Consider the following 17,066-nt stretch of genomic DNA (forward strand, 5'->3'; position numbering starts at 1 on the left):
GCATCATCGCTACGCTGGAATTGATTCTTCGTCACCCAAGCTTGGTCAGGAGGCATCGATGACCTCACCGTCTGTTTCGATCACCGGCTCGCCGCGCCGCAGGCGGGCCCTCGGCGCGGGGCTCTGCGTCGCGGCGCTCCTGCTCGCGGGGTGCACGGGCGCCCTGGGCGATCCGGAGGGGAGCGACGACCCTGTGCCGGGCGGCAGCGGCCCGGTCAAGGGCGGCGTGGCGCGCGGCATCGACATGCCGGGCGCGCCGCAGTACCACCGGTTCGTGCGCCTCACGAACTCGCAGTGGGCGCGCAGCGTGCAGGTGGTCCTGAACCTGGACGCCCCTTCGTCGCTGTCCGAAGCGTTCGAGAAGCCCGTCGCCGGCACGACGGACTTCACGAACAACGAGCACCTCTTGAGCGTGAACCAGCGCTCGTGGGACGACTACCGATCGGCGGCGGAGGCGCTCGCCGAGGAGGTGACGGCTTCGGATGCGGCGCTCGCGAACGTCTACCCGGATACGGACGCGGCTGGCTTCATCGAGGCCGTGGGGCGCCGAGCGTATCGCCGTCCGCTGACGGACGCCGAGATCGCCCGGTACACGGCGCTCTTCGAGACCGGCGCGGAGATGTCCGGCTCGAAGAGCGCGTTCGCCAAGGGCGCGCAGCTCGTCATTCGGACGATGCTCCAGTCGCCGCACTTCCTCTACCGCACGGAGCTCGGCGAGGACGGCGAGCCGCTCGACGGCTACGAGGTCGCGGCGAAGCTCTCGCTCCTTCTGCGCGACGCCGCGCCGAGCGACGAGCTGCTCGACAAGGCGTCCACGCTCACGACGCCGGAGGCGATCGCCGCGGTCGCCGAGCCCATGCTGGAGGAGCCCGCCGCGGTCGATGCCATGCGGTACTTCCATCGCGAGCTGCTCCACTTCGATCGCTACGCCACGATCAGCAAGATCGGCGTGCCGGACTACGACGAATCGTTGAACGAGGAGTACGAGGAGAGCGCGTACCTGTTCTTCGAGAAGATCTTCACCGAGGGCCTCGGCGTCAAGGACATCCTCACGTCCACCAAGGGCTTCGTGGGGCCGGGGATGGCGAGCATCTACGGCCTCGCGCCGAGCGGCCGCGGCGTCGTGGAGCGGGACCTCGGCCCCGATCGCGTCGGCTTCTTCTCGCAGCTCCCTTACCTGACGTTGAACGCCCTGAACGATGAGTCGGATTCGATCCACCGCGGCGTCAGCATCAACCTCGACGTGCTGTGCACGCCGCTCGGAGCGCCGGCCCCCGACATCCCGCCGGTCCCGCCGCTCGAGCCCGGGCAGACGAACCGTGAGCGCATCACGCGGCTCACCGGCGCCTGCGGCGGCGCGTGCCACAGCCAGCTCATCAACCCCGTCGGCTTCGCCTTCGAGCACTTCGACGGCATGGGGCGATATCGGGACGAGGAGAACGGCGGCTTGCCGATCGACAGCAGCGGTGTCTACACCTTCTCCGAGGGACCGAAGTCGTTCGCGGACGCCGGCGAGCTGATGCGCTACATGGCGGAGGGCGAGCAGGCCCACCTCTGCTACGCCAAGAAGCTCGCGAGCTTCGCGCTCCAGCGCGACGTCGTCCCGGCGGACTTGCCGCTCGTCGAGGGGCTCGCCGACGTGAGCCGTGGCGCCGGCGGCTCGGTGGGCGCCGGCGGCTCGGTGAAGGCGATGATGATCGAGCTGGTGAAGAACGAGGCATTCCGGACTCGCATGGGAGGCGCGCTGTGAACCTTAAGAACGCAACGAACATCACCCATCCGCACACGGCGCGCCGGCGCGGTATCAACCGGCGCGCGTTCCTGCGCGCGGGCGGCGTCGCCATCGCCCTTCCGTTCCTCGAGGGGTTGCCGGCGCGCTCGGCCTGGGCCGCGGACAACCCGCCCGTGTTCAGCCTCTACATCGTGGCGGCGTGCGGCGTGGTGGGTAACAAGTTCTTCCCGGACAAGACGGGCCCGCTCACGACCAGCGGGCTCGCCGAGATGACGGGCAAGGCGACGCACGTGCTCGCGCCTCACGCCCCGAACCTGCTGTTCATCCGCGGCATCAACTTCCCGATGGGGGGCCCCACCAACTGCGGCCACGCGCAGGGCCTGTCTCAGGCGCTCACCGCGCGCCCGGCGCAGGGCGGTGGCAAGACCGTGGCCTCGACCGGCGTGTCCGCCGACGTGGTGATCGCCCAGCTGGTGAACGAGGGCGGCGCCGAGCCGCTCACGCTCTACGCCGGCAACCGCAGGAACGGGTACATCGCAGAGCGCATCTCCTTCAAGGGCGGCGGCGCCGGGCAGGTGCGCTCGGCGGACGACAACCCGTACGCGCTCTACTCCAAGCTCGTCGGCCTGACGGGCAACGGTGGCGGCAACGGCGCGCAGGTCGCCGAGGAGCTCCTCCGCAGCCGCAAGAGCGTGAACGACTTCGTGATGGAGGAGCTGAACAGCCTGATGCGCATGCCGGCGCTGAGCGCCGCCGACAAGCTGCGCCTCCAGCAGCATTTCGACTCCATCCGCGACACCGAGGTCACGATGGGCGAGATGGGCGGGGCCTGCAGCCAGGCGGGCCTCACGACGTCGGCGTTCGAGGCGCTCGAGGGCGGCTTCGCGTTCAAGATGGACGGCATGATCGAAGACGTCGCGAAGCTCCACCTCGAGCTCGTGGCGCTGGCGTTCGCCTGCAACTTCAACCGCGTGGCGACGCTGCAGCACGGCGACGGCACGGATCAGACGAAGTATGCGGTGCCGTCGAACGCGGGGCTCGGCTGGCCCTTCCACCACATCAGCCATCGTGTCCAGTCGGACGCGGCTTCGGGCAACAACCCGACGGCCGAGCAAGCGCACGCCGAGATCGACGTGGTGCGCATGCAGACGTTGCTCCACGGTCTCAATCATTTCAAGGAGCGCGATCTGTTCGATAAGTCCATCCTCATGTGGACGAACCACGTGGCGGACGGCCCGTCGCACAGCTTCCGCAACGTGCCGACCATCATCGCCGGAAGCGGCGGCGGCTACCTGAAGCAGGGGGAGTACATCGACGCCGGGAACGTCACGAACAACCGCCTCTTCAACGGCCTCATCGCCGCCGCCGTTCGCGACAAGACCGAGTGGACCGAGAACTTCGGTGAAGGTCAGGGCTCGGGGCCCATCGACGGCATGCTCGCCTGAGCGGCGCAGGCGCTCGTCGCCGGGCCATCGTCACCGCCGGCGACGACAGGCCCGCCGCGCGGCGGGCCGTGTCATCTTTCTGGCGAGACCTCGACCTGCAAAACCGTTACATTGGGCGCGACGCGCTTTCGGAGCAGCGCGCGGAGGGGCGAGCATGAGCCGCGACACGAGCGAGCGGGCGTCCGGACCAAGCGGACGCGAAGACGCGCACGGGAGATCCGGAGGAGACCGCGAGCGGGGAGCAGGGGGCACGGCCGGCGGGCATGGCCAGCTCGACGGGATGCCCGGGCCAGGAGGGGTGTCCCCGCACACCGATGGTCACGTCGACGACAGGGCAGAGAGCGCGGCGCTGCGCGCGCGCGTCGAGGAGCTGGAGAAGGAGCTCGCCGCGCTGCGCGGTGAGCTCGGGCGGGAGAGAGGGCTGGTCAGCGCGGCGGCGGCGTACCTCGACGCGCCGTTCGCGCGGGGCGCCACGCAGGTGCCGGCGCTGATCCACTGGCGCCTGGATGGCACCGTGACGCGCTGGAGCGACGGCGCCGGGTGCCTCTTCGGGTGGAGCGAGGGCGAGGCCCTGGGCCGCCGCCTGACCGACCTCGTGGCCGCGGATCCGGTGTCGCCCGAGGCGGTGCAGGCGTTCAACCACGACCCTGGCGAGAGCCTCTTCGCGACGACGACGAGCGCGGCCAGGACGAGACAGGGAAACGCGGTCACCTGCCGGTGGACCTACGCCGTGCTGCGCGACGCGCGGGGCGACGTCCGGGAGATCGCGGCCATCGTGGATGAGGGCGACGATCCGCAGCAGAGAGAGCGCCTGCTGCACGAGCGGTACCTGCTCCTCCTGCAGCTCGTGGACAACTCGCCGAACGTCATGTTCATCAAGGACGCGGAGGGGCGCTACGTGTTCGTCAATCGCCACTACGCGCGCGCGCTCGGGCGGCACGCCATCGAGTTCCTCGGCAAGGACGAGCATGAGTTCGGCGCCACCCCGCCCGGCGTCGCCGACGCGATCGTGGCGAAGGAGCGGGAGGTGCTCGCGAGCGGCCAGGAGATGCGGTACGAAGAGGTCCTGGACTACGGCAGCCAGAATTACTATTTCTACACGGTCAAATTCCCTGTTCGCAACGAGCGCGGCGAGGTTGTCGGCGTCGGCGGCGTCGTGAGAGAGGACACCGACCTGAGGCGCGCGGAGGCCGAGCGGACCGCGCTGCAGGAGCAGATCATCGCCGCGCAGCAGGAGACCCTGCGGGAGCTGTCGACGCCGCTCATCCCGCTCGCCGACGGCGTCCTGGCCATGCCGCTCGTCGGAACGGTCGACGGCGCGCGCGCGCGGCAGATCATGGAGACGCTGCTCGCCGGCATCAGCGGCCAGCGCGCCCGCACGGCGATCCTGGACATCACCGGCGTGCGCGCCGTCGACGCGCTGGTCGCTGATGCGCTGACGCGGACCGCGCGCGCCGCCCAGATGCTCGGCACGCGCGTGGTCGTGACGGGCATCCGCCCGGAGGTGGCGAGGGCCCTTGTCGAGCTCGGCGCCGACCTCTCCGGCATCACCACGCTGGGCAGCTTGCAGAGCGGCATCGCCCACGCGCTCCGGCCCACGGAGCGCCCGCGCGCCGCCCGCTGAGCGCGCCCTGGCCGCCTGGTGAAGCGACGGGGACCGTCGCCAGGCCTGCCAGCCTGGCGCCCACATGAAGGCGGCGTGAACGGGCCGGTGTGCCGGCGCTCGTGAACAGGCTCTATCCCGGGTACCAGATCCGCCGCGGGTCGTCGGCCGGCCGCTGGTACGCCCAGGCGGACTCGACGAGGCGTTCCATGTCGTACCGCGGACGCCACCCCAGCAGGAACTTCGCCTTGCTGTTGTCCAGCCAGGTCGAGTGATACCGCTCGCTGATCGGCACCAGCGGGCAGCCGCGCGTGCGCGCGAGGTGGTCGCCGACACGCACGTAGTCGAGCGGCTCGTCCATGCAGACGTTCATCAGCTGCTGGCGGGCGCGCGGGTGGTCGATCGCCGCGACGATCGCGCCGACGAGATCGTCCACGTGCACGAAGTTGCGCAGCACCCCGGCGCCGGCGTCGTCGAGCAGCACCGGGATCGCGCCGCTCGCGGCGTAGTCCGCGGCGGCCTCGGCGCCGACGAGGTCACACCAGCGCGGGGCGCCGAACACGTCCGGACCGAAGCTCAGGTGACAGCGCAGGTCGTCCTTCTCCATGATCCAGGGCGCGCGCAGGCAGCAACCGTTCAGCCCATACTGGATGAAGTACTGCTGCAGCATCGTCTCCTCGAGCACCTTCGACAGCGCATAGCAGCCCGGATAGGCGCTGTGCGGCTGGGTCTCGACGACCGGGATCGGGTGCGGATAGTGGAAGTGCCCGATCGCCGCGTCGCCGCCGATCAGGATGAACTGGCGGAAGGTCGCGCTCGTCCTGCAGCCCTCGAGGAGCCAGAACAGGCCCTTGACCGACACGTCCATCGCGTCCTCGGGCGTCTCCTTGCTGGTGGCCAGGTGCAGCACGTGCGTCACGCCCTCGAGCGCGCGCTGCACGGCCTCACGGTCCTGGATCGCGCCGAAGACCGACTCGACCCGGCCGTCTGACGGCAGCGGGCGGCGGTGGCACAGGGCCCGCACGCGCCAGCGCGCGAAGCCGGGCTCGGCGAGCAGACGGGCGATGAAGGCGCGGCCGACCTTGCCGGTCGCGCCCGTGACGAGGATCAGCGGGTCGGGTGTCTTGTTCATGTGCGAAGCTGCTCCGGGCCCAGCGCGACGGCGATGATGCGGCGCTCGGCGATGCGTTGGAGTTCGACGGGTACGTCGAGGAAGCTCATGGCGCCGCTCCGTGCGCCGGGGCGCTCGGCGCCGCCTGAGCGGCCCCTGCGGAGGCACGCCGGATGCGCCGCCTCGCGTGCACCATGTGCACGATCTGGTCGAGGATCACGGCGACGAGGATCACGGCGCCGATGATGATGAACGTCCAGTTCGGGTCCAGGCGCCAGATGCGCTGGATGCTGTCAGCGTCCTCGTACGGGAGCTGGAACATGTTGATGCCGTTGTCGATGACGCGCATCACCGCGGAGCCGATGATGATGCCGAGCACCGTGCCCTCACCGCCGCGGAGCGAGCAGCCGCCGAGCACGGCCGCGGCGATCGCGTACATCTCGTACGCGATGCCGACCTGCTGCGACATCTGCCCGATGTACGACGCGTAGCAGACGCCGGCCACGCCGCCGAGGCCCGCCGAGATCACGTAGGCGGACGTCTCCACCCGCTTCACGTTGATGCCCGAGTACTCCGCCGCGTCGCGATTGCCGCCGATCGCATAGACGTAGCGGCCGAACACCGTGAAGTGCAGCGCGTAGGTCGCCGCGCCGATGACGGCGAGGAAGATCAGGAGCGGGTACGGGACGAGCGCGTCGCTCCCGACCCGGAGCAGCCCGCCGTTCGCGAGGCCGAGCAGCGGCGAGCCCCCGAGGCTCAGCGTGCCCCCCTCGGCGATGGTCTGCGAGACGCCGCGCACGAGCAGCATGCCGCCGAGCGTGACGATGAACGGCTGCAGCTTGAGCCGCGTGATGAGCAAGCCCTGGCCGAGGCCGATCAGCATCGCCACGCCGAGCGCCACGGGGATGCCGATCCACAGCGAGCACCCCAGGCCGCCGGCCTGGCTCGACGAGATCTTGGCGATCAGGACCCCCGTCAGGCCGATCACGGACCCGATCGACAGATCGATGCCGCCGGTGATGATGACGAAGCCGATGCCGATGGCGAAGATCCCGAGCATCGAGATCTGCCGCAGGGTGTTGATCGAGTTCGACTGACCGAGGAAATCCGGGTTCGAGAGGTAGAGACCCAGACACATCACGGCGAGCGCGATGGTCATGCCGAGCTCGCGCCTCATGACAGCGCCTCCTCGTCGGCGCGGCCCGTCATCAAGGTCGCGATCCGCTCCTGGCTCAGCCGTTCCCGCGAGAGCACACCCTTGATGCGTCGCTCGTGCATGACGGCGACGCGATCGCTCATTCCCATGATCTCTTCCATGTCCGAGCTGACCATCAGGATGGTGATGCCCTCCTCCGCGAGGGCGGCCATGTGGCGGTAGATCTCGGCCTTCGTGCCGACGTCGATGCCGCGCGTCGGCTCGTCCAGGATGAGCACGCGCGGGCTCATGGCCAGCCATTTGCCGAGCACCACCTTCTGCTGGTTTCCACCGGAGAGGTTCACGACGCGCTCACCGATGCCGGGCGTCTTCGTCCGCAGGCGCCTCACCTCGGCGTCGGCGACGCGGCGCTCCGTCCTCCTGTCGAGAAAGCCCCAGCGGCCATAGCTGGCGATGTTGGGCAGAGAGGTGTTCTCTGCGACGCTGAGCGGCAGCACGAGGCCGTGCCGCTTTCGATCCTCCGGCGCCAGGTAGACCCCGCGGTCGATCGCGTCCCCGGGCCTTCGAGGAGCGAACGCCTCGCCCTCGAGCGTCATGCGCCCGCCGAGCGCCGGGGTCACCCCGAAGATCGTCTCCATGAGCTCCGTGCGGCCCGAGCCGACGAGGCCGGCGAAGCCGAGGATCTCCCCGCGCCGGGCCGAGAAGGAGATAGGCGCCGGCGCGCCGGGCACGACGAGGCCTTCGACCACCAGCACGGGCTCGGTCGACCTGCGCGGCCGCTTCTCCGGGAAGTAGTGCGCGCTGAGCTCGCGGCCCACCATCATGGAGACGATCTTCTCGTGCGTCACCTCTGCGCGCGTGAGGTCGCCGACGTGGCGGCCGTCGCGCAGGACCGTCACCCGGTCCGCCAGCGCCATGACCTCCTCCATGCGGTGCGAGATGTAGACGATGCCGATGCCGTCCGCCCGGAGCTTGTGGATGATCTGAAAGAGATGCTCGGACTCGCCGCTCGTGAGCGACGAAGTCGGCTCGTCCATGATGATGATGCGCGCGTTCAGGGCGAGCGCCTTGGCGATCTCGACCATCTGCATCTGGCCGGCGGTCAACGCGGACACCGGGGTCGACGGCGGGAGCGCCAAGCCGACGCGCTGGAGCAGCTCCCTGGCGCGGGCGACCATGCTGCCCCTCGGCAGCGGGCGGAGGAGCAGCCCGGTCCCGCCGCCCTCGCTGCCGAGGAAGATGTTGGCCGCGATGTCCAGGTTCGGCGCCAGCATCAGCTCCTGGTGGATGAGCGCGATGCCGAGGCGCTTGGCGACGCGCACGCTCTCGAGGGCGACCCTCTTCCCGTCGATGCGGATCTCGCCCTCGTCGGGCTGCTGGGCGCCCCCGAGGATCTTCATGAGCGTGCTCTTGCCGGCGCCGTTCTCGCCCATGAGGGCGAGCACCTCGCCCGGCCTGAGCGAGAGGGAGACGCCCTCTAGCGCGACCACGCCGGGAAACCGCTTCGTGATCGCGCTCATCGCGAGCAGCGCCGGTCCGGACGCCGCCACGTTCACTTCTTCATCTCGGCGAGCTTCCGCTTGAACTCCGCGACGCTCGACTTCTCGATCACATCGATGCCGGTGTCGATGCTCTTGTCGGCCGGGATCTGCGTCCCCGCCGCGTCGGGCTTTGTCGCGAGCTCATGCGCCCACTTGCTCGCCAGGTAACCGAATTGAAACGGCTTCTGGACGACCGTGGCCGAGATCGTGCCGTTCTCGATGGCCGTGAGCGTCTCCTCCTCTTCGTCGAACACGGCGGCGAGGACCTTTCCCTTCTTGCCGAGGGCCTCGATGGCCGCCGCGATGGCGGGGCCGTTGTACGACCACAGGCCGGCGACGAGGCTCAGGTCCGGGTGCGCGTTGATGATGTCCTCCACGTTGGAGCGCGCCTTCGCGCGGTCCGTGTTGTCCTCCCGCTTGTCGACGATCTCGATGTTCTTGCCGGCGATCGCGTCCTGGATGCCTTGCAGGCGCTGCTTCGCGTTGTCCGCGGAGAACATGCCGACGAACACGGCCATCTTGCCGCCGTTCGGGAGGAGCTTCACGATGTGGGCGCCGAGCGCCTTGCCGGCCTCGTAGTTGTTGGTGCCGATGTAGAGGAGCCGGTTCGACTTCGGGGCGTCCGAGTCGAACGTGATCAGCTTGCTCCGCTCGGCCGCCTTGTTGAGGACCGGGACCTGATCGTTCGGCGCGACGGCGCTCACGGCGATGGCGTCGTAGCCCTGACTCGAGAGGTTCTCGAGGATCTGGTTCTGCTCCTCCGTGGTGCCGTTCGGCGGCATCTTCACGTCGACCTGGACCTTGCTCTCTTGCTCGTATTTCCGGACGCCTGCCTGCGCGATCTTCCAGAACTCGCTCGCGTTGTTGGTGATGAAGGCAAGCTTCACGATCTTCGGCTTCGCGTCCCTCCCCTCGGCGGGCCCGGCGCCCGTCCCTTCGTTCTTCTTGCTGCACCCGATGATCGCGAGCAGCGCCATCAGGAAGGGCGCCATGACCGCCCAACTCTTGCCCGAGGATCTCGTCTCTTTCACGGCAAGTCTCCTTGCTGTTCACGCTCGAAATGCGTTCACGCCGCGCGTGGCGTCGCCATTGCCGGCCGCTGGATCAGGGCCGAGGACGGTATGCCAGGCATCCATGTCGCGCATGCTCCCCAGAAAGCGAACAGACGCCCAGCCGGCAAATAGTGAACGTTCACATGATCGGTGTCAACCATTATCGAGCGATCGCGGGTAGCCTCGATCGACGACAACGCGCGTGGGCCTCTGCTGGAGCGCCGCGTCACGAGGACCTCGCGGCCCGCCTCATTGACGCCTCCGCGCACGACCGTGCGCCTGGATTTCTCCGCGTCTGGGCGCATGAGCCTCCGCCTGCTGCTCGGGTGGATCGAGAGCCGCCGCCGCCTGTCCATTTCGTTTGACATCCACACATGTGAACGTTCACAATTGGCCTCGGGGCTTCGTTGGATCGGCGGTCGTTCGCCGGGCCCTTCGTCCCCTTGGGTCAGAATCGCTCTCTGCGCGATTCCGTTCGCTGGGCCGCCGCGGACGCGCGCAGCGGTGAGGTCGCGAGGGCGTCCCACGCGCCTACCAGGCTGGGTGAGACGCCTCCTGGGACCCGCACGCGCATCGGTTCACGTGCATTCATCCGGAATTTCATCCGTAAACGAACTTATTACGGAGGCTGTCGTGCGTTCGTATGCAGCGAAAGCTGATCGCCGACCTGCTGCCATGAGGCGACGTCGCGCTCGCACCTGGGCCGGCGACGAGATGGCAGCTCATCGCACGTCGCTGGCCCGTCGATGTCATCGGTCTTGTTCGATGGTGTGGTGATGCGTGAGGGGGTTCGAGAGGGTGTCCGGCCGGAGGCCGCTCGCCTTCCGCGTCGGACGCGGCGCGTCTCGCCCCATGTAACAGGCTGATCTCGAGCGGCGGGTGAGCGAACGGGCACCCGCGCCTCGGGAGAGATCGGGAGGCGTGATCATGGTTCGACCTCGGATTTGGGAATGGATTCGGCGCACGGCGTCCCCTGCTCCGGGGGAGAGGCAGGCCGCCCGGGAGCGCTCCCGCGGGGGGCGCCGCTCGGCGCGGCTCGCCGCGTGCGCCTCGGCCATCGTGGCGGCGGCGTGCACGGGCACCCTCGGGGGCGCCGGCGACGAGCAGCCGCGCGGGGGCGCCGAGCGACCTGGCGCGGGCGGCGAGCAGCCAGGCGCTGACGCGCAGTGCGCGCCGCGGCTCGCGAGCCGGGTCGTGCTGCTGGCCGATCTCCAGTTCACGAACTCCGTGCGCGCGCTGCTCGGGGACGCCGCCGTGCGCGCCGATCAGGCGCCCGACGAGAGGACGAAGCCCTTCATGAAGAAGGGGTTCTCCGTCGGCACATCGCTCGTGCGCACCCGGCTCGACGCGGCCGCTCACGCCGCGGAGAGCCTCGAAGGGCGCTTCGAAGAGGTGACGGGCTGCGCCACGAGCGGGGATGACGCGTGCGCCCGCGACTTCCTGGGCCGGTTCGCGGCGCGGGCGTTCCGGAGGCCGCTCGGCGCGGACGAGCTCGAGGACCTGTGGGCTGTGTTCGAGGTCGGGAAGGAGGAGAGCTACGAGCGCGGCGTGAAGCTCGCCGTCGAGGCCGTCCTCGCGTCGCCCTCCTTCAGCTACCGGACGGAGCTCGGCGAGGCGCGGCGCGACGGCGTCGTGAAGCTGTCGCCCCACGAGATCGCCAGCGAGCTCGCGTTCTTCCTCACGGACAGCCCGCCGGACGACGAGCTCATGGCCGCCGCCGACTCCGGGGCCCTCCGCGATCCGGAAGAGGTCGAACGGCAGACCGAGCGGCTGCTCGCGCTGCCGGAGACCCGGCACAGCCTGAGCACGACGCTGCTCGCGGCGTGGGGGCTCAGCAACCTGTTCGGCACGGTGAAAGATCCGGGGATGTTCCCCGAGTACGGCCCCGCGCTCCAGGCGAGCATGTTCCACGAGACCGAGCTGTTCCTCGACACGGTCCTCTGGGATCGCGGCGCGGACGTCTCCGAGCTGCTCACGTCGCGGGAGACGCTCGTGAACGAGCCGCTCGCCAGGGTGTACGGCGTGGAGCACGAAGGCGCGCCGGAGGAGTACGCGCCGGTCACCCTGCCCGCCGACCAGCGCGCCGGCCTGCTCACGCAGGCGAGCGTCCTCGCGACGCTCTCCCGCACGGACAACACGAGCGTCGTGGCGAGGGGGCTGTTCGTCCGCGGCGCGCTGCTCTGCCTGCCGAAGCTCCCCTCCCCGCCGGAGGCGCTCGCGGACGCGGTGGCGGACCTGCTCGAGGCCGACATGAGCGAGCGAGAGCGCGCCGAGGCGCGCGCGAAGAACGTGACCTGCGGCGGGTGCCACGAGGGGATCGACGCGTTCGGCCTGATGCTCGAGCGCTACGATGCGCTGGGCCGCTATCGGGAGACGCTCGACGGAGAGCCCATCGACGCGCGCGTCGAGGTGAAGGGCATCCCCGGGCTGTCCGGCAGCTACGCGAGCGCGCTCGGGTTCGCCGACGCTGTCGCGCGGACGAAGGATTTCGCCGCGTGCGTGACGCGGAACCTCGTCACCTACGGCACCGACGACGATCTGCTCAGGCCTGTCGACTGCCAGGTCGCGCGCGTGGTGGAGGCGCTGCCGGACGGCGCGCGCACCCTGCCCGCCATCGTGAAGGCCATCGCGACGTCGAGCGCGCTCACCGACCGCATCGAGGAGGAGTGACCATGAACCGCAACCTACCTTATGCCTCTTCCCGCCGTCGCTTCCTCCAGGGCATCGGCGCCGCCGCGGGGATGTTCGCGATCCTCCGCGGCATGGAGCGGGCCGCCGAGGGCGCAGAGGGCCCGAAGCGGCTCCTCATCATCCAGCGCCCCGTGGGCACCGTCTACGAGAACTGGTGGCCGCAGGGGAGCGGGACCAGCTTCACGCTGTCCCGCATCCTGCGGCCGTTCGAGCCGGTGAGGGACCGGATGGTCGTGCTGCGCGACCTGAAGCTGCCTTACGAGGGGTCGGTCGGCGGCGGCCACGAGCGCGGCACCGTCCTGATGGCGACCGGCCGGCGGACAAGGCAGCTCTACCCCGGCAACGGCGGGGACGACCCGATGGCGGAGGGGCCGAGCATCGACCAGCTCCTCGTGAAGCAGTCGCCCGATCTGCAAGGGACGCCGATCGCGTCGCTCCAGATCTCGTGCGACAAGCGCGCGGACACCCCGGAGGTGTCGACGCGACACATGTCGTACTCCGGCCCGCGGAGCCCGATGACGCCGTACTACCAGCCGCTCGAGGTCTACGAGCGGGTGTTCGGCACGCTGATGCCCGGCGGGACGACGAGCGACAACCTCGAGGCGCTCGCCAGGGCGCGCCGGCAGAAGAAGAGCGTCCTCGACTTCGCGAGCAGGGACCTCGGCCGCCTCCACGAGCTCGCGCCGAGCGCGCAGCGCGAGATGCTGGACGCGCACGTCGAGGCGATCCGCGAGGTGGAGAAGGAGCTCGACGCCGACCCGCACAACGCCGCGTTCTGCGGGATGGAACAGCCGCCGGACATCGTCCAGGTGAGCGAGTACATCGACCCTTACTCCTCGAACCACGTCGTGGGCGAGCGCGACGACGAGAAGCACGCGCGCATCGGGGCCCTGCACTTCGCCGTGCTCAAGGCCGCCTTCCGGTGCGACCTGACGCGCGTCGTGACCTTCCAGTGGACCCCGGGGACGAACCACGTGAGCTTCGGCGACCTCTGGCCGCCGGACCCGAGGATCTTCAAGGTCCACCACACGACGAGCCATGATCCGGACACGCGAGATACGCTCGAGTTCCTCACGCGCGTCGAGGAGTTCTACGCCAACAAGCTCGCGGGGTTCCTGAAGGAGCTCGCGGCCACCCAGGAGGTGAACGGCGGGACGCTCCTCGACAACACCCTCATCCCGTACGTGACCGAGGTCGGCACCCGCAAGCACAACTGGGACAACGTGCCCTGGCTGCTCTTCGGCGGCGCGAAGACCGGGCTCGTCGGCGGGCGCGTGTGGGACAACGGCGGCCGCGGCCTCCGGTCGACGAACGACCTGTGGATGGCGTGCGCGGGGGCGCTGCGCGTCCCGGACCTCGTCATCGGCGACGACGACCTCCACACGACGGCCATCTCGGGCCTCTTCGCGCCGGCCTGAGCGCCGGGGCGGCCGGGCCCCGAGGAGCGGAGCGCGGCAGCTGGCCCAGCGACCCTGGGCCGGCTGCCGCTGCATCTGCGGCGGCTGCCGCGCGGAGGACCTGTCCTGGCGCGCCGGCCGTGCGCCGGCGCCGGGAGGGCTATGTCAGGTTCGTGAGCGGCCCGGTGCAGTACCGCGGGTCACCGAACGTGTCCCGGGTGTCGCCGAACAGATTCAGGATCGAGACGAGGAGGTTGTTGTGCGGGAGGTTCGGGTACCGGACCCAGCGCCCCGTGCGCAGGCCGCCGCCGCCGCCGGCCAGCAGGAACGGCATGTTCGTCTTGTTGTGGCTCGGCGGATCCGAGAGCTCGGAACCGAAGAAGACGACGCTCTCGTCGAGCAGCGAGTGTCCGCCCATGTCGACCTTCTCCATCTCCTGCAGGAGATAGAGGTGCTGCTTTGAATACCAGTTGCAGATGAGCTCGCACTCGTTCGGCTTGAATCCGCCGTCGTGCTGGTAGTAATGGTGGTGCTCGCTCAGGTTGAGCCAGGGGAAGGTGTGCTTCGCCTCGGTGTCGCTCCACTGCAGCGTGCCGACCGCGGTGATGTCGCAGGCGAGCGACATCACCAGCATGTCCATCATGAGCTTGCCGACCTTGGGGATCGCCGCGTCGGTCGAGGTGTCCTTGATCGAGCCGTTGTCCGCCGAGTTGAGCCCCGTGCGCGGGTTGTAGTCGGACGTGTCGACCCGCTCCGGCGCCTTGCACGCGCTCGTCTCGACCGGCACGTTGCTGATGCTCTTCTCGATCTCGCGGATCTTCGTCAGGTGCTGGTCGATCTTCTGCCTGTCGGCGGCGCCGAGCCGCGCGGACAGGGCGGAGTAGCGCCCGTCGAGGAAGTCGAGGATCGATTTCTTCCGCGCGAGGCGGCGGGCGGCATCGTTGCCGGCGCTGGGATCCAGCGTGCCGAAGAGCTCGGTGAAGATCTCCACCGGATCGAGGCGCGGCGGGATCGGCTTGTACGGCGCGGCGGTCTCGAAATTCGCGGCGTTCATCGGCGACACCAGGCCGTGGGACTTGCCCGTCGCCCAGCGCACCGCGATCTCGATGCTCGCCTTCGCCTTTTGACCGGCGGAGATCCGCGAGGCGATCACCTGGTCGACGGAGGGCCCGCTGCCGTAGCCGCCGTTCGAGGAGCCCTCCTGCGCCGTGCCCGTCAGCCAGGCGATGATCCCGCTCTGGTGCTGCTCACCGCGCGCGCTCTTCAGGTCGAGGCCGTCGACCACGAGCAGCCGGTCCTGCACCGGCGCGAGCGGCGACAGGATGGGCCCCAGGGTGAAGCTCGTCTCGGTGCCGGTCGGCCGCCAGCGGTTGATCACGGTCCCGCCCGGCGTGTAGACCGAGAGGAAGCGCTTGGCGGGAGCCGGGGCCGCGCGCGCCGTGCGCTCGGGGCCCATGATCTCCAGCCAGGGGAGCGCGATGGCGATGGCGCCAGCACCGCGCAGCACGGCACGTCGGCTCAAGCGAAAGTTCGACATCACCATCACTCCTCTCGGGCAGCCATGTAGTGGAAAGCGTCCGTTTGCGTGAGATCGATCAGGAGCTGCTTCACGTTGTACCCGGACGCCACGAAGGCGGCCGTGATGTCCTTCTTGGTGCAAGCGTCCTCGGAGCCCAGCGTGAGACCATAGCCGTACTCGGCCCAGCGCGTCGCGAAGCAGCTCAGCACGTCCTCGTCCTCGGCGAGCGCCCGCACCAGCTCGATCGGCCCGCTCACCGTGACGTCCGTGCCCGGGACCCCGCCGCTCGCGTCGATCTGCACGTCGTTCTCCGTCGTGCGGAACAGCCCGACCGCGTCGTAGTTCTCGAACGGAAATCCGGCCGGATCCAGGAACTGGTGGCACGCCGCGCAGACCGCATCCTGGCTGTGCTGGCTGTAGCGCTCCCGCGCCGTCGCGCCGGTGTACGGCTCCGGCGGCTTGACCTTCTCCAGGATGTCGCCGGTGGGGAGCGGGACCTTCTTGCACATCAGCTTGTTGATCACGAACGAGCCGCGGGTCACGGGGTTCGTCATGTTCGAGTGCGTCGTCCCGGCCATCATGCCCGCCTGGGTGAGGAGCCCGAGGCGCTGGGTCGTGTCGAGCTCTACCTGCTGGAACTCGTCGCCCCTCACGCCGTCGACGCCGTAGAACGCCGCGAGAGGTCCGTTCATGAACGTGTAGGGGGCCGTCAAGATGGACGGCCAGGTGCCGGTCCCCTCGAAGATCTCGTGCTCGAGGAAGCGCTGCGTCTCCTCGCGCATGAACGAGCCGATCGTCCGCGAGAAGGTCGGGAACGCCTCCGCGTTGCGCTCCAGGTCCGCGAGGTTGCTGATGGGGAGCAGGTTGTCGAAGAAGAACCGGACGGTGGTGTGAACCCGAGGATCCTCGAGCATGCGCTCGGCCTGGGCGCGCACGCCCTCCTTCGTCGAGAGCTTCCCTGCCCGCGCCGCCATGCGCAGCTCCTCGTCGGGCATCGTTCCCCAGAGCAGGTACGAGAGCCGCGTCGCCATCTCGTCGCCGGTGGGCCGGCGGAGCTCGGGGCGCTCCGGGTCGGGCGTGCCCCATTCGATGCGGTAGAGAAAATCAGGCGACTGGAGCAGCGCCTCGATCACCGTCGCGACGCCGACGTCGAACGTCGCATCCGCCCGCCCGACGCTGTACAGGGCCATGAGCTCGCCCGCCTCGTCGGCGACGAGCGGCCTTCGATAGGCGAGCGGCGCGATCCGCTCGATGATCGTGCGGGCGCACGCCTCCTCGTTCTCCGCCTTCACGTTGCTGGCGCACGGGTCGAGCTTCGCGAGCGCCTCCGGGCTGGAGGTCGCGCGCCGGGCGACGCCCTCCGCGACGGTGCTCAGCTGCTCGGCGAGCAGGCTCGAGACCGACAGCGCGTCCGCGTCGTTGCCAAAGCCGTTGCCGACATCCTCGCTCGGCAGCGAGAAGGCTGGCTCGGTCGTGTCGCCGAAGAGGTCGCGAACGGTCTTGTTGTACTCGAAGCGCGTCAATCGCCGCAGCGGCGCTCGCCCGGGGTACACAGCGCCGTCCTCGCAGGCTTGCGGGCCCGTCGTGGTGGGCGGCGGGTCCACCACGACGGGATCCTCGGCACCCGACGCGCCCAGGTCTCCCGTGCAGCCGCTGGCCAGGATCAACGCGATGGCGGCGCCTGACCGACGGCCCAGGAGAGGACGCGCCTGCTCATGATCTGAGGGCCTGGACATGGTTCTCTCTCCTCGCCCGCAGTGGGCACGCTGAAGTGGAGCCTGGGCAGGATCTGGTGTTCACCATCGCCCGTGTTGCAACA

The 17,066-nt window shown here is 69.5% G+C and carries 11 protein-coding genes; 5 read left to right on the forward strand and 6 right to left on the reverse strand.

Annotated elements, in window-relative coordinates; all coding sequences use genetic code 11:
- Window positions 1-58: 58 nt before the first annotated feature.
- The 3 genes from WMF24_RS24300 to WMF24_RS24310 all read left to right on the forward strand — a co-directional run bounded on the left by WMF24_RS24300 (window position 59) and on the right by WMF24_RS24310 (window position 4,801).
- Window positions 59-1,750 (forward strand): DUF1592 domain-containing protein, encoded by a 1,692-nt coding sequence (locus WMF24_RS24300; protein ID WP_437729751.1) that lies wholly within the window; start codon window positions 59-61, stop codon window positions 1,748-1,750.
- Entirely contained in the window at window positions 1,747-3,177 is a 1,431-nt protein-coding gene (locus WMF24_RS24305) for a DUF1552 domain-containing protein (RefSeq protein ID WP_437729752.1), read from the forward strand. Before WMF24_RS24300 ends, WMF24_RS24305 begins: the two co-directional genes overlap by 4 nt.
- 298 nt (window positions 3,178-3,475) lie before the next feature.
- Window positions 3,476-4,801, forward strand: coding sequence for a PAS domain-containing protein (locus WMF24_RS24310; protein ID WP_437729753.1), 1,326 nt, complete (start codon window positions 3,476-3,478; stop codon window positions 4,799-4,801).
- Between the two features lie 112 nt (window positions 4,802-4,913).
- On the opposite strand, the gene WMF24_RS24315 is transcribed toward WMF24_RS24310, so the two are convergent.
- From WMF24_RS24315 to WMF24_RS24330, 4 genes are all read right to left on the reverse strand, one after another.
- Window positions 4,914-5,912 carry an NAD-dependent epimerase/dehydratase family protein gene (locus tag WMF24_RS24315; RefSeq protein ID WP_437729754.1) on the reverse strand — a complete coding sequence of 333 codons (999 nt, stop codon included), beginning with the start codon at window positions 5,910-5,912 and terminating at the stop codon, window positions 4,914-4,916.
- Between the two features lie 85 nt (window positions 5,913-5,997).
- Entirely contained in the window at window positions 5,998-7,068 is a 1,071-nt protein-coding gene (locus tag WMF24_RS24320; RefSeq protein WP_437729755.1) for an ABC transporter permease, read from the reverse strand.
- Window positions 7,065-8,567, reverse strand: coding sequence for a sugar ABC transporter ATP-binding protein (locus WMF24_RS24325; RefSeq protein WP_437738849.1), 1,503 nt, complete (start codon window positions 8,565-8,567; stop codon window positions 7,065-7,067). Before WMF24_RS24325 ends, WMF24_RS24320 begins: the two co-directional genes overlap by 4 nt.
- A 32-nt stretch (window positions 8,568-8,599) precedes the next feature.
- The gene (locus tag WMF24_RS24330) at window positions 8,600-9,619 is read right to left on the reverse strand and encodes a sugar-binding protein (protein ID WP_437729756.1); all 1,020 of its coding nucleotides are present in this window, start codon (window positions 9,617-9,619) and stop codon (window positions 8,600-8,602) included.
- Between the two features lie 1,080 nt (window positions 9,620-10,699).
- Here WMF24_RS24330 and WMF24_RS24335 point away from each other — a divergent pair.
- Complete coding sequence (locus WMF24_RS24335) at window positions 10,700-12,310, forward strand: DUF1592 domain-containing protein (RefSeq protein WP_437729757.1); 1,611 nt, start codon at window positions 10,700-10,702, stop codon at window positions 12,308-12,310.
- 2 nt (window positions 12,311-12,312) lie between these two features.
- Window positions 12,313-13,749 (forward strand): DUF1552 domain-containing protein, encoded by a 1,437-nt coding sequence (locus tag WMF24_RS24340; protein WP_437729758.1) that lies wholly within the window; start codon window positions 12,313-12,315, stop codon window positions 13,747-13,749.
- Window positions 13,750-13,888: 139 nt separating this feature from the next.
- Here the strand turns inward: WMF24_RS24340 and WMF24_RS24345 are convergent, their stop codons facing one another.
- Entirely contained in the window at window positions 13,889-15,271 is a 1,383-nt protein-coding gene (locus tag WMF24_RS24345) for a DUF1552 domain-containing protein (protein WP_437729759.1), read from the reverse strand.
- On the reverse strand, window positions 15,271-16,983 hold the full coding sequence (locus WMF24_RS24350; RefSeq protein ID WP_437729760.1) for a DUF1592 domain-containing protein: 1,713 nt from the start codon (window positions 16,981-16,983) through the stop codon (window positions 15,271-15,273). The genes WMF24_RS24345 and WMF24_RS24350 overlap by 1 nt, the downstream gene beginning before the upstream one ends.
- Between the last annotated feature and the right edge of the window lie 83 nt (window positions 16,984-17,066).

It is taken from the genome of Sorangium sp. So ce1335 (assembly GCF_051521615.1).
Taxonomy (GTDB): Bacteria; Myxococcota_A; Polyangia; order Polyangiales; family Polyangiaceae; genus Sorangium.

Bases quoted from the DNA above. Each gene is read 5' to 3' on its own strand.
- WMF24_RS24300 (WP_437729751.1), top strand. From the start codon at position 59: ATGACCTCACCGTCTGTTTCGATCACCGGCTCGCCGCGCCGCAGGCGG.
- WMF24_RS24315 (WP_437729754.1), bottom strand. From the start codon at position 5,912: ATGAACAAGACACCCGACCCGCTGATCCTCGTCACGGGCGCGACCGGC.
- WMF24_RS24320 (WP_437729755.1), bottom strand. From the start codon at position 7,068: ATGAGGCGCGAGCTCGGCATGACCATCGCGCTCGCCGTGATGTGTCTG.
- WMF24_RS24325 (WP_437738849.1), bottom strand. From the start codon at position 8,567: ATGAGCGCGATCACGAAGCGGTTTCCCGGCGTGGTCGCGCTAGAGGGC.
- WMF24_RS24340 (WP_437729758.1), top strand. From the start codon at position 12,313: ATGAACCGCAACCTACCTTATGCCTCTTCCCGCCGTCGCTTCCTCCAG.
- WMF24_RS24345 (WP_437729759.1), bottom strand. From the start codon at position 15,271: ATGGTGATGTCGAACTTTCGCTTGAGCCGACGTGCCGTGCTGCGCGGT.
- WMF24_RS24350 (WP_437729760.1), bottom strand. From the start codon at position 16,983: ATGTCCAGGCCCTCAGATCATGAGCAGGCGCGTCCTCTCCTGGGCCGT.